This window comes from Pseudomonas sp. AC016 (assembly GCF_979253365.1).
In genome coordinates this window covers 4,731,317-4,752,182 of the sequence record NZ_CEEDCC010000001.1, presented here as the reverse complement: position 1 = coordinate 4,752,182, position 20,866 = coordinate 4,731,317, and the positions used below count along the sequence as shown (strand labels likewise).

The following is a 20,866-nucleotide window of genomic DNA, read 5'->3' as shown; positions in this document are numbered from 1 at the left end:
TTCACGGGCGTGTCGACGCCTGCTTAGTGATACAGCGCACGGCCTGCCTGCGATCGTCGACCAGCACGCCGGACAGCCCGGTACGCGACGTGTCGAACAGCACCAATACCCCATTGATGCACTGCGCCACTTCTGCCGCAGGCGTGGCGGCGATCTTGTAGTCCTCTCCGGGCACGGTCTTGAGCAGCGTGAACTCGCTCAGTAACAGCGCGTCCTCGGGTCTCGCGAAATGCAGGTAGCCGTAGTACCACAGGCAACCGACCGTACCGATGATGCTCGCGATGCCGGTGAGAATCATGCCCCTGACGTTACGCTCATCACTCATTCCTGCGTCTCGGGTTGCTTTGAGGTTGCCGGGTAATTGGGTACTTCGGCGAGGCGGCGCAGCCCGTTGAAATGCTGTGGATCTTCCAGATAGCGGAGCATGACCTGCCGCCACAACGGATCGGCGAAGGTCTGCACATGCCCGCCGCGGGTCAGTTGCAGCACACGAGGCGGTGGTGCGGCCTTGTAGACACTGATTCCGTTGACCAGCGGCACCAGGGTGTCATCCATGCTGTGAAAGATCAGCATCGGGGTGCCAGCCATCCTGGGCAGACCGTTGACGGCACTGTCGCCATCAGGAATGAACCATGACAATGGCGTCCTGAACGGCAACGTCAGCCAGGAGTTGCTGAGTGAATTTCGCGCGACGTCCCTGTAGCTCGCAGGCACACCGTCGAGAACCAGCGCCTTGATTCTGGATCGCTCGTCGGGATGCTCCGACAGGTAGTGCACAGCCAGCGCACCACCGATGCTCTGACCCAGCACCACCAATGGTTTGCCTTGCACCTCTGGCGCGGTTTTCAACCAGTCGAAGGCGGCCTGAATGTCCTGATAGATCGCGGGCAGGCTAGGCTCGCCCTGCGACTGGCCATAGCCGCGATAGTCGAGCATCAGGACCTGATAGCCCTGTTCGGGCAGCCACCAGCTTCCGCCCAGATGCCAGGACATATTGCCGCCATTGCCATGCAGGTGCAGCACCGTGCCCTTGACCGGCACGCCCGCCTTCGCCGGGAGCCACCAGCCGTGCAGGCGAGTGCCGTCTGCAGCGGTCAGATTGACGTCTCGGTATTCCAGACGCGCCTTGTCCGGGGTGAACGGCAGACCCGGTTCCGGGTAGAACAGCATCGAACTGCAGCCGGCAAGACTGAGGAGCAAGGCAAGGATGCTGATCAGTTTCAAATGTGGGGTTCCTTGAGAGAGTCAAAATGGTGCCCGTGACGCCCTGCGTCACCTTCGAGAGCGGACGCGGAGCGTCCTGAGAGGCATTCCCACGCAGAGCGCTCGTCGTTATACACAAGCCTATCAAACACTGATCGTGCCCATCGCTCCGCGTGGGCATGCCTCCCGTGACGCTCCGCGTCACAAATGGCACAGACTGCGGATTCAGTGAGCCGAGCGCATGGCTCCAGTCACCTTTTCGCCCCTCGGCGACTTACTTTGAGAGGCCAAAGTAAGCAAAGCCTTTTGCTCCGGTTCCGGCCCCGGCTTCGCCGGGGTTCCTTCGTCCTGACACTGATTCGGGGGTCGCTGCAAATGGGCCATCCATGGCCCAGTGCAGCTCAATCGGCATCCATGCCGATTGCCCCCCGAATCAGCGCCAGGACTCAGCCTTCACCCACGTCGCGATCTGCGGTGTTCATGCCATCGCGCTACAAAAGCGCATCAGTGCTGCTGCCTCACTGGATGGCCAGATGACTTGTGTATAACGATGAGCGCAGAGCGTGGGAACGATCATCAGGCCACATCACACGGCTAGAGAATATTCGAGTAATCCGCCTCGATACGATCCAGGCTCAGGTGGTTGAGGAAGTTGGAGAAGCACATCCAGGCTGACAGGGCGTTCATGTCGCGGAACTGCTCGGGCAGGTATTTGGGTGCGACCACCAGGCCTTCATCGACCAGTTGGCGAAGGGTGCGCATGTCTTCCAGCGTGGTCTTGCCGCAGAACAACAGGGGCACCTGTTCCAGCTTGCCCTTGCGCACGGCCAGCTGAATGTAGTTGTAGACCATGATGAAGCCTTTGAGGTACGACAGGTCCTTGGTGAACGGCAGCCCGTTGGGCACCGAACCTCGGAACACCCGGCTGGCGTTGCCGTAGCTTTCCGGCATGCCGAAGCCCTGCTCGCGATAGAACTCGAACACCTGCAGAAAGTCCGCGCCCTCTTCGGCCATGTGAATGGCTCGCGTGCGGTTGGTGAGCTTGCGCAGACGGCTGGGGTAGGAGGCAAAGGCGATGACTTCCATGAGAATCGCCAGCCCTTCCTGAGTCACGGTCGATGAAGGCGGGCCTTTGGAGAGGAAGGTGCAGATCGGCTGGTTCTGCCCGTTCAGCGTAGTGCCGACATGGACCAACCCTTCATGAACTTCCAGCGCCCGCACGTCGCGCTCGTTGAACATCGCGTCGCTGCGAATCTTGATGTAGTCCGCGCCCGCTGCCGCATCTGCCACGATACCGTCGGACTCAAAGACACGAATGGTTTCCTCGGCCTCGCCGAACACCCGGTTCAGACGCGACTGCAGCAAGGCCACGGCGTCCTTGGCAGTCAGAGTCTTCGGTTCGTCCTTGAGATCGCCACGCCCGGCGATGTTGTTCAGGTAATCGGACAGCATCAGTCCCAGATCGGCCAGCGTTGGATCGCCTGCGTGAAACGCATCGGAGGCCGCGCCATACAGTTCCTGAGAGATCAGCCCGAAGTCCGGTGTGCCACGCGCTTCGAGCATGCGGATCACCATGCGGTATTCCCGACACATCCGGCGCATGATCTGCCCCACCGGATTGAACTGGCCCAGTTGGCGCGTGACGTCGCGCTCGATGTTCTGGAATTCCTGCTTGAGGGCACTGGAATCGAAGCCCAGCGGGCGATTCTCGTAATAGGCACGGTCCACGGCAGGCAGGGCCTTGCCCTTGGCGGCGAGAAAATCCCGGCGAACCGTGTCGTCCCACTTCACTGCATCCAGCACGCGAATCGGTGTCTGCGCGGCAACGATCCGATCCGATAAAACACGAATAGTCTGCTGGTACTCGTCCACCCGGTACTCCTTGGCTGGCGGGCTATTGCCCTGCTACTTGGCGGCGCGCCTGTAACGCGCGACCTCCTGAAAAACATCTGAATTGGCGGGATCGTCAAGGTACCCGAATACCTGCTCCAGAGGGCTGGAAATCAGGAGTCCCTTGCCCGTTTCATTTTCGACCGGCTGACCAGCCAGACTGCCTTGCTCGACCCACTGACCGACGCGGTCCATGTCCAGACTATAGACAACCAGCTCACCGCTGCGGGTCAGCTCGAAACCTCCAATGCCATAGTCAGCGCCATATTTGGCCGGTAGCTTCGCCGAGAGGTACCAGCGACTGCCGTGGTGCGTCACCGTCACGGTGTACTCATCGCCGTGACGTCGATCGCCCTTGCGGTAGCTGACGGCCTTGTAACGGTTGACCCCGGCACGCGAGACGTCCAGTTCCAGCGGCTCGCCCCAGGCGTTCTTGCTAGTCCACTGGCCCAGCAACCCCGAAGGCGCAGCTTCATGGGCGGGTATCGGGTCCTTGAAGGTCACCAGACAGCCGCTCAACAACAAAAACGACAGCGCAATCAACACGCGCCAGGTCTTCATGGGGTTCTCCTGAACAGAAGCAGCGTCACCCTCGAACCGGTTGAGGGGTTCCCAGCACCAGACGCATCTGGCGGGTGAGCATACAGAGGATTTCTTCGTCCGCCTGACGCAGCGGGCCATGAAGCAGGCCCTGATATTCCATCCGGCGGATGAGCCCCGTCAACACTTGCGCGTCCTGATAAGGCTGCAACGAGCCAATCACCTGAAAAAACTGGCAACTGCCCTGCAGCAGGATTTCCTGATGCGCCATGACCAGCGGGGTCAGACGCGGGTTGATCAGCGCCTCGTGGTAGAACGCATGTTCGGCAATCAGGTAGTCGCGCCGGGTGAGCAACTGGTGGCGAATGTGCTCCATCACCATTTTGGCAATGTCGTCGGCCAGCTTGAAACGGTCGCTGGGACTGCCGGAACTGCGGGCCATCATGTCGCGCAAGATGACTTCGGTGTTCTGCCATAACCTGGCCAGGTAGTCTGCGCTGCGCTGCACGTACTGGGCGAAGGCATCGGTCAACAGGTCGTCGATGTCCTTGAAGTAATAGGTCGTCGCCGACAGCGGTACGCCCGCCTCCGCAGCCACGGCCCGGTGGCGTACGGCACGCACGCCGTCACGCACCACAATGCGCATGGCGGCATCGAGAATCACCTGCCTGCGCTGCTCGCTCCCTTCTCGACTGGCCTTGCGACCCTGATACTTGACACTTCTGGCCACCGCGCTCGCTACCCCGGCAGCCCCTTCTCTGGCAATCGTCACACTATCGTCCTTATAAACTCGTCCTGAAAAAGACCCAAAAAAAAGCCGCCCATTCGAGGCGGCTTTCTTTTTTTTCGTTACGCCTGCGGGCGCATGTGCGGAAACAGGATCACATCCCGGATCGACGGCGAGTTGGTGAGCAGCATCACCAGGCGGTCGATACCGATCCCCTCACCGGCTGTCGGCGGCATGCCGTACTCCAGCGCACGCACGAAATCAGCGTCGTAGTGCATGGCCTCGTCGTCACCGGCGTCCTTGTCGGCCACCTGAGCCTGGAAGCGTTCGGCCTGGTCTTCCGCGTCATTGAGCTCGGAATAGGCGTTGGCGATTTCGCGACCACCGATGAACAGCTCAAAACGGTCGGTCACGCTCGGGTTGTCATCGTTGCGACGTGCCAGCGGCGAAACTTCGAACGGGTACTGGGTAATGAAGTGCGGCTGCTCCAGCTTGTGCTCGACCAGTTCTTCGAAAATCATCACCTGCAGCTTGCCCAGACCTTCGAAGCCCAGCACCTTGGCGCCGGCCTTCCTGGCGATGGCGCGTGCCTTGTCGATGTCCTGCAGATCGGCTGCGGTCAGTTCAGGGTTGTACTTGAGGATCGAGTCGAACACCGACAGGCGCACGAACGGCTCGCCAAAGTGGAACACCTTGTCGCCATACGGCACGTCGGTGGTGCCCAGAACCAGTTGAGCCAGTTCGCGGAACAGCTCCTCGGTCAGGTCCATGTTGTCTTCGTAGTCGGCATAGGCCTGGTAGAACTCGAGCATGGTGAACTCGGGGTTGTGCCGGGTCGAAACGCCTTCGTTACGGAAGTTGCGGTTGATCTCGAATACCTTCTCGAAGCCACCGACAACCAGACGCTTGAGGTACAGCTCAGGCGCGATACGCAGGAACATTTCCATGTCCAGCGCGTTGTGGTGGGTTTCGAACGGCTTGGCTGCCGCGCCACCGGGAATGGTCTGCAGCATCGGCGTTTCGACTTCGAGGAAGTCGCGCTTCATCAGGAAGCTGCGGATGTGGGCAATCACCTGCGAACGCACGCGGAAGGTCTCGCGCACGTCTTCGTTGACGATCAGGTCGACGTAACGCTGACGATAGCGCTGTTCGGTGTCGGTCAGGCCGTGGTGTTTGTCCGGCAGCGGACGTAGCGACTTGGTCAGCAGGCGCACGGACGTCATTTCGACATACAGGTCGCCCTTGCCGGAACGGGCCAGGGTGCCTTCGGCGGCAATGATATCGCCCAGGTCCCAGGTCTTGACTTCGGCCAGGGTTTCTTCCGGCAGTGTCTTGCGGTTGACGTAGACCTGGATGCGACCGGTCATGTCCTGAATCACCATGAACGAGCCACGGTTAAGCATGATGCGACCGGCAACCTTGACCGGAATAGCTGCTGCAGCCAGATCTTCCTTGGTCTTGTCGACGTACTGTTTCTGCAGGTCGTTGCAGTAGCTGTCGCGGCGGAAGTCATTCGGGAAGGCCTGACCCTTGGCACGGCCGGCAGCAAGCTTTTCCTTGCGCAGGGCGATCAGGGTGTTTTCTTCCTGTTGCAGGGCTTGCGGGTCGAGTTGTTGGTCGCTCATGTCTTCAGTCATTCCATCACAGGTTCGTTGCCCCGGTTCATCCGGGTTCGCGGGCAAGGCGGATAGCCGTCCCGGACGCTTGCACAGGATCGCGCTCACGGCGCGAATACTGCGAAGCGTGCATTACAGCCCTTGTTTGAGGCTTGCGATCAGATACTCGTCCAGATCACCGTCGAGCACCTTGTCGCAGTCGCTGCGCTCGATGTTGGTCCGCAGGTCCTTGATGCGCGAGGCATCCAGCACGTAGGAGCGAATCTGATGACCCCAGCCGATATCAGACTTGGTGTCTTCCAGCGCCTGGGACGCTGCATTGCGTTTCTGAACTTCCTGCTCATACAAACGGGCCCGCAGCATTTTCATGGCGGTGTCCTTGTTCGCATGCTGGGAACGTTCGTTCTGGCAGCTGACCACGGTGTTGGTCGGAACGTGGGTGATACGGACCGCCGAGTCGGTGGTGTTTACGTGCTGACCACCGGCGCCGGAGGAGCGGTAGGTGTCGATCCGCAGGTCCGACGGGTTGATGTCGATTTCGATGTTGTCATCGATTTCCGGCGACACGAACACGGCCGAGAACGAGGTGTGGCGACGGTTGCCGGAGTCGAACGGGCTCTTGCGCACCAGACGGTGTACGCCGATCTCGGTCCGCAGCCAGCCAAAGGCGTATTCGCCCTTGATGTGCACGGTCGCGCCTTTGATACCGGCGACTTCGCCAGCGGAAAGTTCCATGATGGTGGCGTCGAAGCCGCGCTTGTCAGCCCAGCGCAGGTACATGCGCAGCAGGATGTTGGCCCAGTCCTGCGCTTCGGTACCGCCGGAGCCGGCCTGGATATCCAGGTAGGCGTTGTTCTGGTCCATTTCGCCGCTGAACATGCGACGGAATTCCAGCTTTTCCAGCGATTCGCGAAGGCGTTCGACTTCGGCGGCAACATCATCGACGGCAGCCTGGTCTTCTTCCTCGGCCGACATCAGCAGCAGGTCCTTGGCATCGACCAGACCGGACGTCATTTCGTCCAGCGTGTCGACGATCTGCGCCAGCAAGGCACGTTCGCGGCCCAGGTTCTGCGCGTATTCAGGGTTGTTCCAGACGTTTGGATCTTCGAGCTCGCGATTGACTTCGGTCAGACGATCATGTTTGTGATCGTAGTCAAAGATACCCCCGAATAGTTTCGGAGCGCTCGGACAAATCCTTGATGCTGTTTAGGATCGGGTTGATTTCCATGGTGGGCAGCACTCGCAGGCGAAATTTTCAAAGCCGACGAGTATACCCCAGGCAACACCATGAAAGCAGCCCGTCGGGCAGGCGTTGTGCAGCCAATTTTATTGAATACGTGCGTTTCTGGCAGGAGATGCCCCGTTGCCCCTGATACGGCACTGTCTGGCTGCAAACACCTCCCGCAAAAACGTATTCATTCAGCAGATCACGTGTTGTTTGATAAGAGTCGGCCTGGCAGCAACTCCGGACGGCTCAGCCCACCGATACCTGATTGCGGCCATTGTGCTTGGCCACGTACAACCCCTTGTCGGCGTCAAGAATCAGTTGGCGACTGTGTGAGCCGACCTGTGGAGAAACTGTGGCCACGCCGATGCTGACGGTGAGGTGAGAGCCTTCGGCAGGCGCTACGTGGGGGATGTTCATGCCCACCACGCTCTGACGCAATTTTTCAGCGATCAGCCGCGCGCCACCCGGCGAGGTGTTGGGCAGCACCATCGCAAACTCTTCGCCACCATAGCGGGCAGGCAGATCCGAGGGCCGACTGCAGCTGTTGCGAATGGCCTTGGCCACCTGCCGAAGGGCCTCGTCGCCTTCCAGATGCCCGAAGCTGTCGTTGTAGGCCTTGAAGAAATCGACGTCGATCATCAGCAGCGACAACTGGGTCTGGTCACGGGTCGCGCGACGCCATTCCAGCTCCAGATACTCATCAAAATGACGGCGGTTCGACAGCCCGGTCAGGCCATCGGAGTTCATCAGGCGCTGCAGGACCAGATTGGTATCGAGCAATTGCTGCTGGCTGACGCGCAGTGCACGGTACGCCTCGTCACGCTGCAGCAGGGTCATGTAAGAACGCGAGTGATACAGGATGCGGGCAACCAGTTCGATGTTGTCCGGCAGCTTGACCAGATAATCATTGGCACCGGCGGCGAACGCGGCGCTCTTGATCAGCGGATCTTCCTTGGTGGACAGCACGATGATCGGGATATCGCGGGTCAGCGGGTTGCTGCGGTATTCACGCACCAGCGTCAGACCGTCCAGGCCGGGCATGACCAGGTCCTGAAGAATGACCGTCGGCTTGATCTGCACAGCCTGGGAGATGGCCTGATGCGGATCGGCGCAGAAGTGGAAATCGATCGAGCTTTCGTTGGCCAGACCACGCCTGACCGCCTCGCCGATCATCGCCTGATCGTCGACCAGCAGCACCATCGCAGAGTTTTCATCCGGTGTTTTGATCTCGTCCATCTGCAGATCATGCATGAAGTTTCTCCTGGTGACCAAGCAGCGGTGAGTTCATCTGGACAGTCATTGAGCGAATACCTCCACGAGCCGCGGAGCGATGGCCGTCAGTGGCCGAATCTCGACCGCCGCATCAATGGCTGCAGCCGCCTTGGGCATGCCGTACACCGCAGAACTTGCCTGATCCTGAGCGATGGTCAGGAATCCGCGCTCACGCATGGTCTTGAGCCCGGTCGCGCCGTCGCGCCCCATGCCTGTCAATAAAACGCCCACAGCATCTCCATTCCAATAACGAGCCACACTTTCGAAAAACACGTCGATCGAGGGCCTGTAGATTTCATTCACTGGCTCTGCCGTGTAGGCCAGCGTGCCGCCTTTCAACAGGCGGATGTGGTGGTTGGTGCCCGCCAGCAGAACCTTGCCACTCTGGGGCACCTGACCTTCGCGAGCCAGTAGCACAGGGATTCCTGACGCACTGGACAGCCACTCGGCCATGCCGGCTGCGAAGACCTGATCCACATGCTGCACCAGCACGACTGCCGCCGGGAAGTTCGAAGGCAGGGCCTTGAGCAGAATCTCCAGAGCAGCCGGCCCGCCCGCCGACGAACCGATGGCAACCAGACGGTCACGCCGGACAGACTCACGCAGCGGCGTGGCGACGGTCCGCTCATGGGTGTTGCGCTGCCCCATGAGCCATTCGATATTCAGAATCTTGCGCAGCAGCGGTGCCGCCGCCTCTTTGGGATTACCTGCGCCAATGGCGGGGGTGTCCACCACATCCATCGCACCGTGCCCCATGGCTTCGAATACGCGATGCACGTTCTGCTCGCGGTCCACGGTCACTATGACAATAGCGCACGGTGTGCTGGCCATGATCTGGCGAGTGGCTTCGACGCCATCCATGACCGGCATGATCAGGTCCATCAGGATCAGATCAGGCGTCTGTTCAGCACAGCAGCGCACCGCTTCGGCGCCGTTGCCGGCCACCCATATCACCTGATGCAATGGCTCGAACGCCAGCGCTCGACGCAGCGCTTCGACAGCCATGGGCATGTCATTGACAATAGCGATCTTCATGCCTGCGCATCCCCTATCAGCTCGACCACAGCGTCGAGCAAGGCATCATCATGGAAACTGGCCTTGGCCAGATAATAATCGGCGCCCGCATCCAGTCCGCGGCGTCGATCTTCCTCACGATCCTTGTAGGAAACCACCATTACAGGCAGTGATTGCAGCCGAGTATCCCGACGCAACAGGGTGACCAGCTCGATACCGTCCATGCGCGGCATGTCGATGTCGGTAATCAGCAGGTCAAAATCTTCGGAACGCAAAGCGTTCCAGCCGTCCATGCCATCCACGGCAACCGACACTTCGTAGCCGCGCCCGACCAGCAGCTTGCGTTCCAGCTCACGCACCGTCAACGAGTCATCGACTACCAGCACGCGTTTGCGCGATACGCTGTCTGCCTGACGGTTACGACGGTCGATGCGTTCCAGACGTCCGGTATTGAGCAGCTTCTCGACGGAGCGCAGCATGTCTTCGACGTCGATGATCAGCACCACCGAGCCATCGTCGAGCAGCGCACCCGCCGAAACATCCTGAACCTTGCCCAGCCGCGCATCCAGCGGCATCACCACCAGCGTGCGCTCACCAATGAAGCGCTCGACCGCAACGCCGTAGACCGCGTCGCGCTCGCGAATCACCACGACCTTGAGCGCTTCGCCAGTGTCTTGCGATGCAGGACGGTGCAACAACTGACTGGCGGACACCAGGCCGACATGACGTTCTTCGTCCCAAAAGTGCTGGCGTCCCTCGAGCTGCACAATCTCATCGGGCTGCAGATCGCGCATACGCTCGATATGCGCCAGCGGGAAGGCGTAGGCTTCGCCGCCGACCTCGACCACCAGGCTGCGCACCACCGACAGGGTCAACGGCAACTCGATTCTGAAGCGACTGCCCTCGCCTGCCCACTGCTGCAATTCGACGCTGCCATGCATCTGGCGAACCATGTGTTGCACAGCGTCGAGACCGACTCCGCGACCGGACACCTGTGTGACCTTGTCGCGCATGCTGAAACCGGGCAAAAACAGAAAACTCAGCAGTTCCTCTTCGCTCAACTGGGCGGCGGTGGCGGCAGGCGACAGGTTGCGCTGCACAATGTTCTGACGCAGACGCTCAAGGTCCACGCCGCCGCCATCATCACTGAGTTCCACCACCAGCAGACCGGCCTGGTGCGAAGCCTGCAGACGGATCAGCCCTTCCGGTTCCTTGCCGTGTGCCGCCCGCTTTTCAGGTGACTCGATGCCATGATCGACCGCATTGCGCAGCAGGTGCGTCAGCGGAGCCTCGAGTTTTTCCAGCACGTCCCGGTCGACCTGGGTCTTGTCCCCCTCGATCTGCAGACGAACCTGCTTGCCCAGCTCGCGCCCCAGATCACGCACCATGCGTGCCTGCCCCGACAATACGTCGGCGAAGGGCCGCATGCGACAGGCCAGCGCAGTGTCATACAACAGCTGCGCTCGCTGCCCCGACTGCCAGCCGAACTCGTCCAGCTCGGCAGTCTGCTGAACCAGCATCTGCTGCGCCTGGGACAACAGGCTGCGGGCGTCTTCCAGGGCCTTTTGCGCATCGGCATTCAGACCGCCCTCGCCGACGCTGACACCCAAGGCTTCAAGCGCCCGGTCGGTGCTGCTCTGCAAGCGCTTGAGGCGTTGCATGCCGGCCAGCAGAGGCTTGAGGCGCTGGGTCTCGACGAGGGATTTGCTCGACATGTCGAGCAGACCGTTGAGTCGCTCGGCGGTGACTCGCAGCACCCGTTCGCCGCCCTCGGCCACCCGGCGATCCTTTAGCGGCGCAGCGGACGGCGTCTCGGGTTCGGCCCTGGGCGGAACGCTCGCTGGCTCCGGACGCAGATCGGCCGCCAGTGGATCGGCAGGCGACTCGCTCGGTGGCGCTGGCGTGGCCGATGCTTCGAGCTGTTGCAAGGCGCTCGCCAGCAGCGGATCCGGCATGGGCACGCTGACTGTTCGTGCCGTCCCGGCACCTGAAGCCAGCAACGTGTTCAGCCTTTCGACGTAAGCGTCGATGTCGGGCTGGCCGACGCTGTTACCGCCCGGCGTCGCAATGCGCATCAGCAGATCGGTGCCGAACAACAGGGCGTCGATGTGATCAGGCTGGAGCAGCAGTCGCCCTTCCTGAGCACTGACCAGACAGTCCTCCATCACATGCGCAACGCTGACACCGAACTCGACGCCGACAATCTTTGCCGCGCCCTTGAGCGAGTGAGCGGCGCGCATGCAGGCTTCCAGTTGATCGGCCTGGGTCGGGTTACGCTCGAGCGCCAGCAGACCCGCACTCAGGACTTGAGTCTGCGCATCGGCTTCCAGCGTGAACAGTTCGAACAGCGAGGCGTCGCGCATTTCATCTGGGGTCATGTAAGGCTCCGGTGCACCGCCGACAGCAACTGATCTTCATCGAGCCAACGCAGGCTTCGGCCTTTCCATTGCAGAACCCCTCGGGTAAAGCGCGCATTGGCGTGCGTGCCGGAGGCCGAAGCAGCTTCCAGTTCGCCTTCTTCAATGGCATGAATACCGTCGACTTCGTCCACCGGCACAACAACAGGACCACCTTCCGCCGCCACGATCAGCATGCGCGGCACCGTTCGTGCGGACTGGGCAATCATTGGATTGCTGTCCAGCCCCAGCAACTCGACCAGCGAGATACAGGCCACCAAAGCACCGCGAACGTTGGCGACGCCCAGCAACGCGCGCGAGCGTTGATGCGGCAGGGAGTGGATCGTCTGCGCAGGCGCAACTTCGGACAGGCAACGCGATGCCAGACCCAGCCATTCTTCGCCCAGACGAAAGACCAGAATCGAGCGCGTCTTGATATCGCGCTGCAGGACAGAGCCGTGAAACTGTTCGTGGTTTTCCTGTGCATGGGAATAGCGGTCAAGCAGCCGTGTGGCCGCCGCCGAATAGACCGCACAGTTTCGGCAATGAATGTGGTCTTCCAGCAAGGGACAGGAACGATCACCGTGAACGCCGATGCGATTCCAGCAGTCGTCGATGTCCTGGGCCTGGTCATGGGTAAGGCTTGAAAAACCGGACGGGCCCGTCATCAGTTGTTTCCTTGTTTATTCGCACCGCGCACGGCGCGGTCCTGCAATCGGCGTGCACCGGCGCTGTCGCCTCTGGCGGCCAGCAACGCCGCCATCTGCGCCAGTGATTCCGAATGCTGCGGCTGAAGGTAGAGCGCCTTGCGGTAAAACCCTTGAGCCTCCGCGACGCGACCCTCCACTTCACTGAGCAACCCCAGCCAGTAGAACACCTGAGCCACTGGCTCGTGCTGTTGCAGATAACGCTCGCAGGCAGCTCGCGCCTCGACTGTCTTGCCCTCGTTTGCCAGGCTGGCAATGCTCGCCAGCAGCGCGGCACTGTCGGCGTTGCCGGTTGCTGCAGCCGGTTTATTGCCGGGGGCAAACGCCGTCGTGTTTCGCGACGCAGGCTGGGCGGCAGGCGTGCGTGGAGTTGGCTCGGGGGCCGGGCGTGCTATCGGTTTGTTTACCGGAGCAGGCGCAGTGGCTGTCGCAGCCATTTCCCGAGGCGCATGACGAAAAACGAAGGACTGGGCGATGCCCAGCGAGCGCATGCCAATGGCGGACAGCAGGTTGCCCTCGGCCGGGCCGATGAAGAGCACGCCGTCTTCACGGGTCAGCTGCTTGAGGACCTGAAAGACATGTTGCTGCGTCGGCCGGTCGAAATAGATCACCAGATTGCGGCAGAAGACGATGTCGTAGGCCACCTGGGTCGCCAGTTTGGGATCGAGCAGGTTGCCGGGCTGAAAATCGATGCAGCCACGAACCAGATCGGAAATCTCGAAGCTTTCGCCTACCGGGGTGAAAAAACGCTCGCGAAAGCTCAGGTCGCTGCCACGAAACGAGTTCTTTCCGTATACGCCGTGCTTGGCGCGTGCAATCGAAACAGGACTGATATCAATGGCATCGACCTTGAACTGCCGGACGCCGATACCGGCCTCAATCAGCGCCATGGCAATCGAGTAAGGCTCTTCACCCGTCGAACACGGCAGACTGAGAATGCGCAACGGTCTTGCGCCATCCAGCGTAGTAATGCGCTCGCGGGCCAGTTTACCCAGCGTCACGAAGGATTCCGGGTAGCGAAAAAACCAGGTCTCCGGGACGATCACGGCCTCAATCAGCGCCTGCTGCTCCTGAGCTGAAGTCACCAGCAGATGCCAGTACGCATCGCTGTCAGGGCATTTCGCCAAGGCCGCTCGCTGGCGCAAGGCACGCTCGATGATGGCCTCGCCAACCGACGTCACGTCCAGTCCGATGCGTTCCTTGAGGAAACTGAAAAAGCGCGAATCATCACTCATGGCGCATCCTCGAGCGATTCCAGATCCAGTGGCGGCACCGGATACAGCAACTCGCGCACCGGTTCACTCAGCAGTTCCTGAACATGGATCCATTGCAGCAGGCCCTGCTCGTCCTCACGGACCGGCCCCAGATAAGGTGACAGGCGATTGTCCAGCCCGTACTCCTTGAACTGCGAAACCGGGCAACGCAGGGTTTCGGTGGCCTGTTCCAGAATCAGCCCGAGCAACTGCGCAGGATGCTGGTCGTCGTGCCGGTAATGCACCAGCACCATACGCGTGCTGGTCCGCGCCCTGGCAGGCTGGCCGGAGTTCAACGCGCTGATATCGATCACCGGCACGATCTCGCCCCGGTGGGCGAAAATGCCTGCAACCCAATGCGGCGCCCGGGCAATCGCCTTGAGCTTCACACGCGGCAGAATCTCGGCGATTTCGGTCGCCTCCAGCGCATAGCGGTCTTCACCGATGCAGAACAGCAGAAACAGTTTGTTCGACGCGGGCAACGCGACGTTACGCCTGGGCGATTGATCCATCATTGGCGGTGCTCAGACCTTGAATCGCGATACGCCACTGCGCAGCCCGACCGCCACCTGACTCAACTCGTCGATGGCGAAACTGGCTTGACGCAATGACTCAACCGTCTGGCTGCTGGCATCGGCCAACTGCACCAGCGCCTGATTGATCTGTTCGGCGCCCGTGGCCTGAGCCTGCATGCCTTCGTTGACCATGAGCACGCGCGGGGCCAGTGCTTGGACCTGATGAATGATCTGCGACAACTGCTCTCCGACCTGCGTGACTTCGTACATGCCGCGTCGCACTTCCTCGGAGAACTTGTCCATGCCCATGACACCCGCAGACACCGCAGACTGGATTTCCCGCACCATCTGCTCGATGTCGTAAGTGGCTACAGCCGTCTGATCGGCCAGACGACGCACTTCGGTGGCGACCACGGCAAAACCACGACCGTATTCACCCGCCTTCTCGGCTTCGATGGCCGCATTGAGCGACAGCAGGTTGGTCTGATCGGCCACCTTGACGATGGTCACCACCACCTGATTGATGTTGCCGGCCTTCTCGTTGAGGATCGCCAGCTTGGCGTTGACCAGATTGGCCGCGCCCATGACCTGATGCATGGTGTCTTCCATGCGTGCCAGGCCCTGCTGGCCGGAGCCAGCCAGAATCGAAGCCTGATCGGCCGCCGAGGTGACCTCGGTCATGGTGCGCACCAGATCACGGGACGTCGCAGCGATTTCACGCGACGTCGCGCCGATCTCGGTGGTGGTTGCAGCAGTTTCCGTGGCGGTGGCCTGCTGCTGACGCGACGTGGCGGCAATTTCAGTGACCGAGGTGGTGACCTGTACCGACGAGCGCTGAGCCTGAGAAACCAGAGCGGTCAGGTCGGCCATCATGTCGTTGAAGCCGGTTTCGACCACGTTGAACTCGTCCTTGCGCGCCAGATTCAGACGCGAACTCAGGTCGCCCGTGCGCATGGTTTCGAGAATCCGGACAATGAGTTGCATCGGCGCAATGATCGAACGCATCAACAGCAGCCCGCATGCAGCGGCGGCCATGACGGCAATAAACAGCGAAAAGACCATGCTGATCTTGGCACTCAGCACGGCATTGACGATGTTGTCGGTTGCGCGATCCGCCAACTGTTTGTTGGCCACGATCAGTTCATTGAGTTGTTTGCGACCATCCGTCCAGACCGGATTGGCCTCACCGTAGAACTCCGAACGAGCGCCCGCGTAGTCGCCGCGCTCGAACTTGGCATGCACGTCGGCGAGCAGCCGGGAATAGGTTTCGCGGCGCTTTTCAAAGACGGCGAAGCTGGCCCTGTCGCTGTCATCGAAGATGGACTTCTTGTAGCCGTCCATCTGGGTCTGCAATGTGTCATCGAAACCCTGGAACTGATCCTTTTCCTGCTTGGTCAAGGCACGACCCTGACCTTCGCCGATCAACTCGAGCGTGCGGATATAGCTCTCGCCCCAGGCGCTGCGCACCAGGGTGCTGTAGTAGACACCCGGCAACGCGTCGAGGCGCACCTGTTCTTCGCTGGACTCGATCGACAACAAGCGCGAGTAAGACACAACGACCATCAGCAGCATGATCGCGATAATGACGGCAAAACTCGCCAGAATGCGTTGGCGCAACGTCCAGTTCTTCACAGTCAGCCCTCAGGAGTTCAACGACGGCATCCGGCCGTGTTCAAGAAGCGGACCGACAGACGGTCCAAGCCGCGTGAGTATAGCCCAGCGTTTCAGCCATTAGCGGGTGATATGAAAATGAAATGACGGTCAGCAGGTATATGCCCGTATTCATGGGTTGAACACGGGTAGGAGACTCGGCAAAACGGGGCTGAAAACAAAAGTTTCTGACTGAATGTATACCTCACCACGTCTTCGACGTAGCGCTGTCGCGCAGCAAACAGCGGTCTGTGGGAGGCGGGGCATGTATTGAACCGGGCGGGTTCGTTAACTGAAACCCGGCCCGGGAAAACATACGCTGGCGACGATTTATTACGCGTCCCTGACCTGCCCTTCCAGTTCGGCCTTGAGCCCTGGGTCCAGCTTCAACGCGCGGGCCAGTTCATCCAGATAGGCACGTTCCATGAAGTGTTCCTGATCCACCAGCATCACACTGGCGATGTACATTTCTGCGGCCATTTCCGGCGTGGTCGCTGCCCGCGCGACTTCGGCCGGGTCCAATGGCTTGTTCAACTCGGCATGCAGCCAGCTTTGCAAGGTCTGATCGGTGCTCAGCTTGCTGAACTCGCCTTCGATCAGCTCGCGTTCACGCTCGTCCACATGGCCATCGGCCTTGGCAGCCGCCACCAGCGCTCGCAGGATCGCCTGACTGTGCAACTCGGCTTCCGAGTCCGGCAGGCGGTCGATGGTCTGCGGCTCGCGCTGGCCGGTCATGCCCTGACTGGCCTGCCAGTTGTTGTAAGCCTTGTAGGCCAGCACACCCAACGCCGCCAGACCGCCGTATTTCAGCGCCTTGCCGCCCATGCCTCGAGAGCCTTTGCCCCTGAGCAGGCTCATTGCACCGGCCGCCAGCGCGCCACCGCCCGCACCGGACAACAGGCCGCCCAAACCGCCCTGGCTGCTCTGGCCGCCGCTTTTATTACCGCCGAGAAGGCTGCCCAGTCCGTCCATCAAAGAATCACTCCCTGAAGACGGCTTGCCGGACCTGGACTTGCCGTTGACCTTGTCCTGCAACATGTTCTGACCAGATTTGAGCAACTGATCGAGTAAGCCACGCGTATTCACAGGGAACCTCCACAGGATTGTCAGATGAATCATTGACCAGCAGGTTAAACAGAAGTGACAAAACGCCTGTGACAGGTGTGCTTCCAGATGTTGCGACTGGCCGCAGACCGGGCCCCATCCAGATCGAGTCCACCCTGCATCAGAAAAGACGCAACCCTTGAGAATCGAAATGGTCGATTCATGTGGATGCCAAAAAAGAGGACAATGCGAGCCACTTATCTGGATCGGACGTCGATGCAATCGACGCTCATCACTCTTCCTTTACTGTCCAGCCGTCCATCGGGAGCTTGCTGAAGTGATATCACGAGTCGGCTTCCCTGCAGGCAGCAGCGAAGCAGCCCAGACAATCAGGACCAAAGACTGGGACCAGACCTCGCTCGGTCCTGCGGACCAATGGCCTGTGGCGTTGAAGAATGCCCTCAACCTGATCCTCAACAGCCCGGAATCCATGTACCTGCTGTGGGGCCCGGAACTGATCTTCTTCCACAACGATGCTTATGCGCCGATTCTCGGACCGCGAAAGGAGCGGGCCATCGGCGCTCTGATGCACGAGCTGTGGGCGGATGTCTGGGATCAGGTGCTGCCATTGGTCGAGCAGGCGTTGAACGGCCAGGCTGGTCGATGGCAGGACATGCCGCTGACCATGGCGCGCTTCGGTGAAATCGAGCAGACCTGGTGGTCGTTCTCATTCTCGCCATTGATTGATGAGCACGGCGTCACCGTCGGAATGTTCTGCACCACCAACGAGACCACACAGCATGTGCTGGATCAACGAGCGCTTCAGGCCAGCGAGAGCAAACGTCACGAACTGATCGAAGAGTTGATCGAACACGAAAAGCAGCAGACCGCCAAGCTTGAGCAGCGCACGCTGGAGCTGGACACCTTCTGGAAGATCTCGCCCGATCCGCTGGCCATGCTCGATTTCAACGGCATTTTCCTGAGGGTCAATCCGGCCTGGACCGCCCTGCTCGGCCGTACCGAACGTGAACTGATCGGCACCTCAATCATGGACCTGCTTCACCCGGACGATGTCGCAAGCACGCAAAATGCCCTGACGCACACCATCAGTCAGGTCCTGCCGCTGTTTGAAAACCGTTATAAACATGTCGATGGCACGTATCACTGGTTCGGCTGGACGGCCGCGCCGAGCAACGGCGTCATCTTCGCGCTGGGCAAGCACCTGACCAATGAGAAGCAGCGCATCGAAGCACTGCGCATTACTGAAGAAGCACTGCGTCAGTCACAGAAGATGGAGGCGGTCGGACAGCTCACCGGTGGCCTCGCGCATGACTTCAACAACCTGCTGATGGGCGTCAGCGGCAACATGGAGTTGCTTCAATCGAGGGTGAAGCAAGGGCGTTTCGCAGAACTGGACCGTTACATCGGCTCGGCACTGGAAGGTTCAAGGCGCGCGGCCTCGCTGACGCATCGATTGCTGGCCTTTTCACGCCGCCAGACGCTTGATCCAAAGGCAACCGATGTCGACCAGTTGATCGCAGGCATGGATGAACTCATCAGACGTACCGTGGGGCCTGCCATCGACATGCAAGTGCGCCCCACACAGGGGTTGTGGTCGACCATGGTTGACCCGCATCAACTGGAAAACTCACTGCTGAACCTGTGCATCAATGCCAAGGACGCCATGCCTGACGGTGGCCAGCTGCTGATCGAGACCGGCAATCGCTATCTGGACAGTCCGACGGCAGCGAAACATGAGCTGACGGCGGGTCGCTATGTGGAACTGACGGTCAGCGACACGGGCACAGGAATGACCAAGGAAGTGATGGGACGGGCATTCGATCCGTTTTTCACCACCAAACCCATCGGTATGGGTACAGGCCTCGGACTGTCGATGATTTACGGCTTTGCCCGGCAATCCGGCGGAGGTGTAAGCATTTTTTCGGAGACAGGGAAAGGCGCGAAACTCAGTATTCTCCTGCCGATGTTCGAAGGTCAGGCCGAACCCGTCCTGCATGACTGCGCTATACCGGTGCCTTCGCAGAACGCTGGCGGCGAAACCGTGATGGTCGTCGATGACGAGCCAACGGTACGTCTTTTGATCACCGAAGTGCTGGAGGATCTGGGGTATCTGGTGCTGCAGGCCGACCGAGGTTCGGCGGCGCTGGAAATTCTGCAATCGAAGGCGGCAATCGATCTGCTCGTGACCGATGTCGGCCTGCCCGGCGGCATGAACGGCCGTCAGGTTGCAGACGCGGCCAGAGCGGTGCGCCCCGATCTGAAAATACTCTTCGTGACCGGCTACGCGGAAAACGCCGCGCTCGCACACGACACGCTGGAGCCCGGCATGTACGTGCTGCCCAAGCCCTTCTCCATCGCAGCACTGACCGGACGGGTGACCGAGTTGCTGGACAGCGCGAATGAGCGGTTGTAGCGCTTGCGCTTAGAAGACTCAGGACCGTGGGAGGCGGCTTGCCGACGATGAAGGATGACTCGATTTCCCTGACATACCGCGTCGGCTGCATCGCCGGCAAGCCGCCTCCCACAAAAACGTGTTCAGTCAGCAGATTACGTGTTGTTTGATAAGAGGTGGCTTGCCACCTCTCCCTGGCTTCCCTACCAAACCCTCTGCCAAACCGTCAGTCCCGCAGATCGGACTCATGAATCGGCTGGTCGCGATGTGTCGCGCGCTGGTATTGCGCGGGCCAGGTGGCCAGTCGTCCGCCGAGATCGTCATCGGCATGCAGCGGCCAGTACGGATCACGCAGCAGCTCCCGGGCCAGCAGGATGATGTCGGCCTGACCGGTACGCAGGATGTGCTCTGCCTGCGCAGGCTCGGTGATCATGCCGACTGTGCCGGTCGCGATGCCGGATTCCTTGCGCACGCGCTCAGCGAAACGGGTCTGGTAGCCAGGGCCGACCGGGATTTCCGCCTTGGCAGCGGTGCCGCCCGAGGACACATCAATGAGGTCTGCGCCCAGCGCCTTGAGGCGACGTGCCAATTCAACGGTCTCGTCAGGGTTCCAGCCATCCTCTACCCAGTCGGTCGCCGAAACGCGCACGAACAGCGGCAACTCTTCCGGCCAGATCGCGCGGACCGCTTCGGTCACTTGCAGGGTCAGACGAATGCGGTTTTCAAACGAACCACCGTACTCATCCGTGCGCTGATTGCTCAGCGGAGAGAGGAACTGATGCAACAGGTAACCATGCGCCGCGTGGATTTCGACGACTTTGAAACCTGCCGTCAACGAACGGCGGGCCGCGTCCACGAATGCCTGGATCACTTCCTGAATCTGGATGTCGCTCAGTTTCACCGGAGCGGTGTGTTGCGGGTCGAAGGCAATCGCCGACGGACCCACCGGGGTCCAGCCGCCTTCGCTCTCGGGGATGCTGCCGTGTTTACCCAACCACGGACGCCAGGTGCTCGCCTTGCGTCCGGCATGTGCCAACTGGACACCTGCAACGGCGCCCTGCGCAGTGATGAAACGCGTGATGCGCTGCAACGGCTCAATCTGCTCGTCGTTCCACAGGCCAAGGTCTTCCGGGGTAATGCGACCATCCGGCGTCACCGCCATGGCTTCAGTGATCACCAGTCCCGCGCCACCGACGGCACGGCTGCCCAGGTGCACCAGATGCCAGTCATTGGCCAAACCATCGACACTGGAGTACTGGCACATGGGCGACACAGCAATACGATTACGCAGCGTCAATTGGCGCAGGGTATAGGGCTCAAGCAGCAGGCTCATGGCAACCTCTCATAGTGAAAATTCGGGTGTCCCGGCTCGTGTTCAGCGAGCAGCTTTCAGGGGAC

At 60.5% G+C, this 20,866-nt stretch carries 17 protein-coding genes; 1 reads left to right on the top strand and 16 read right to left on the bottom strand.

The genetic code is table 11. From position 1 onward, the window contains the following. Position 1: 1 nt before the first annotated feature. From AC0IXS_RS21425 to AC0IXS_RS21355, 15 genes are all read right to left on the bottom strand, one after another. A complete protein-coding gene (locus AC0IXS_RS21425) occupies positions 2–325 on the bottom strand; it encodes a hypothetical protein (protein WP_057408676.1) in 324 nt (107 codons plus the stop codon). Then, entirely contained in the window at positions 322–1,224 is a 903-nt protein-coding gene (locus AC0IXS_RS21420; protein ID WP_057408677.1) for an alpha/beta hydrolase, read from the bottom strand. Before AC0IXS_RS21420 ends, AC0IXS_RS21425 begins: the two co-directional genes overlap by 4 nt. A gap of 573 nt (positions 1,225–1,797) precedes the next feature. Then, positions 1,798–3,075, bottom strand: coding sequence for a flavohemoglobin expression-modulating QEGLA motif protein (locus tag AC0IXS_RS21415; protein ID WP_029241803.1), 1,278 nt, complete (start codon positions 3,073–3,075; stop codon positions 1,798–1,800). Positions 3,076–3,108: 33 nt separating this feature from the next. Then, a complete protein-coding gene (locus AC0IXS_RS21410) occupies positions 3,109–3,654 on the bottom strand; it encodes a hypothetical protein (RefSeq protein ID WP_122690794.1) in 546 nt (181 codons plus the stop codon). Positions 3,655–3,679: 25 nt separating this feature from the next. Beyond that, positions 3,680–4,405: a TetR/AcrR family transcriptional regulator gene (locus AC0IXS_RS21405; RefSeq protein WP_029241801.1), complete on the bottom strand. Its 726-nt coding sequence runs from the start codon at positions 4,403–4,405 to the stop codon at positions 3,680–3,682. A gap of 77 nt (positions 4,406–4,482) precedes the next feature. Then, positions 4,483–5,985 (bottom strand): lysine--tRNA ligase, encoded by a 1,503-nt coding sequence (lysS, locus tag AC0IXS_RS21400; RefSeq protein WP_025992984.1) that lies wholly within the window; start codon positions 5,983–5,985, stop codon positions 4,483–4,485. A gap of 123 nt (positions 5,986–6,108) precedes the next feature. Further along, positions 6,109–7,204 (bottom strand): peptide chain release factor 2 gene (prfB, locus tag AC0IXS_RS21395; RefSeq protein ID WP_096766619.1). Its coding sequence is split into 2 segments (ribosomal slippage): positions 6,109–7,131 and positions 7,133–7,204, totalling 1,095 coding nucleotides; the frame shifts between segments, so codons are not numbered across the junction. A gap of 246 nt (positions 7,205–7,450) precedes the next feature. Continuing rightward, complete coding sequence (locus tag AC0IXS_RS21390) at positions 7,451–8,455, bottom strand: response regulator (protein ID WP_004878915.1); 1,005 nt, start codon at positions 8,453–8,455, stop codon at positions 7,451–7,453. 45 nt (positions 8,456–8,500) lie between these two features. Next, on the bottom strand, positions 8,501–9,511 hold the full coding sequence (cheB, locus tag AC0IXS_RS21385) for a chemotaxis response regulator protein-glutamate methylesterase (protein WP_004878914.1): 1,011 nt from the start codon (positions 9,509–9,511) through the stop codon (positions 8,501–8,503). Continuing rightward, complete coding sequence (locus AC0IXS_RS21380; RefSeq protein WP_057409020.1) at positions 9,508–11,868, bottom strand: hybrid sensor histidine kinase/response regulator; 2,361 nt, start codon at positions 11,866–11,868, stop codon at positions 9,508–9,510. Before AC0IXS_RS21380 ends, cheB begins: the two co-directional genes overlap by 4 nt. After that, positions 11,865–12,554 (bottom strand): chemotaxis protein CheW, encoded by a 690-nt coding sequence (locus AC0IXS_RS21375; RefSeq protein WP_122690796.1) that lies wholly within the window; start codon positions 12,552–12,554, stop codon positions 11,865–11,867. The genes AC0IXS_RS21380 and AC0IXS_RS21375 overlap by 4 nt, the downstream gene beginning before the upstream one ends. Then, positions 12,554–13,828, bottom strand: a complete 1,275-nt coding sequence (locus AC0IXS_RS21370; RefSeq protein WP_471825621.1) for a CheR family methyltransferase — start codon at positions 13,826–13,828, stop codon at positions 12,554–12,556. The genes AC0IXS_RS21375 and AC0IXS_RS21370 overlap by 1 nt, the downstream gene beginning before the upstream one ends. Then, positions 13,825–14,361, bottom strand: coding sequence for a chemotaxis protein CheW (locus AC0IXS_RS21365; protein ID WP_004878906.1), 537 nt, complete (start codon positions 14,359–14,361; stop codon positions 13,825–13,827). Before AC0IXS_RS21365 ends, AC0IXS_RS21370 begins: the two co-directional genes overlap by 4 nt. Before the next feature lie 9 nt (positions 14,362–14,370). Continuing rightward, on the bottom strand, positions 14,371–15,993 hold the full coding sequence (locus AC0IXS_RS21360; RefSeq protein WP_057409022.1) for a methyl-accepting chemotaxis protein: 1,623 nt from the start codon (positions 15,991–15,993) through the stop codon (positions 14,371–14,373). Positions 15,994–16,344: 351 nt separating this feature from the next. Beyond that, on the bottom strand, positions 16,345–17,097 hold the full coding sequence (locus AC0IXS_RS21355) for a tellurite resistance TerB family protein (RefSeq protein WP_057409098.1): 753 nt from the start codon (positions 17,095–17,097) through the stop codon (positions 16,345–16,347). Between the two features lie 295 nt (positions 17,098–17,392). Between AC0IXS_RS21355 and AC0IXS_RS21350 the strand changes: the two genes are divergently transcribed. Further along, positions 17,393–19,489, top strand: coding sequence for a response regulator (locus AC0IXS_RS21350; protein ID WP_471825618.1), 2,097 nt, complete (start codon positions 17,393–17,395; stop codon positions 19,487–19,489). 205 nt (positions 19,490–19,694) lie between these two features. On the opposite strand, the gene AC0IXS_RS21345 is transcribed toward AC0IXS_RS21350, so the two are convergent. After that, complete coding sequence (locus AC0IXS_RS21345) at positions 19,695–20,801, bottom strand: NADH:flavin oxidoreductase/NADH oxidase (RefSeq protein WP_057409024.1); 1,107 nt, start codon at positions 20,799–20,801, stop codon at positions 19,695–19,697. Positions 20,802–20,866 lie beyond the last annotated feature (65 nt).

Excerpts from the sequence above, each read along its gene's own strand:
- AC0IXS_RS21370 (WP_471825621.1), bottom strand. The coding sequence starts at position 13,828 with ATGAGTGATGATTCGCGCTTTTTCAGTTTCCTCAAGGAACGCATCGGA.
- AC0IXS_RS21390 (WP_004878915.1), bottom strand. The coding sequence starts at position 8,455 with ATGCATGATCTGCAGATGGACGAGATCAAAACACCGGATGAAAACTCT.
- AC0IXS_RS21365 (WP_004878906.1), bottom strand. The coding sequence starts at position 14,361 with ATGATGGATCAATCGCCCAGGCGTAACGTCGCGTTGCCCGCGTCGAAC.
- AC0IXS_RS21375 (WP_122690796.1), bottom strand. The coding sequence starts at position 12,554 with ATGACGGGCCCGTCCGGTTTTTCAAGCCTTACCCATGACCAGGCCCAG.
- AC0IXS_RS21380 (WP_057409020.1), bottom strand. The coding sequence starts at position 11,868 with ATGACCCCAGATGAAATGCGCGACGCCTCGCTGTTCGAACTGTTCACG.
- AC0IXS_RS21345 (WP_057409024.1), bottom strand. The coding sequence starts at position 20,801 with ATGAGCCTGCTGCTTGAGCCCTATACCCTGCGCCAATTGACGCTGCGT.
- lysS (WP_025992984.1), bottom strand. The coding sequence starts at position 5,985 with ATGAGCGACCAACAACTCGACCCGCAAGCCCTGCAACAGGAAGAAAAC.
- AC0IXS_RS21425 (WP_057408676.1), bottom strand. The coding sequence starts at position 325 with ATGAGTGATGAGCGTAACGTCAGGGGCATGATTCTCACCGGCATCGCG.
- AC0IXS_RS21410 (WP_122690794.1), bottom strand. The coding sequence starts at position 3,654 with ATGAAGACCTGGCGCGTGTTGATTGCGCTGTCGTTTTTGTTGTTGAGC.
- cheB (WP_004878914.1), bottom strand. The coding sequence starts at position 9,511 with ATGAAGATCGCTATTGTCAATGACATGCCCATGGCTGTCGAAGCGCTG.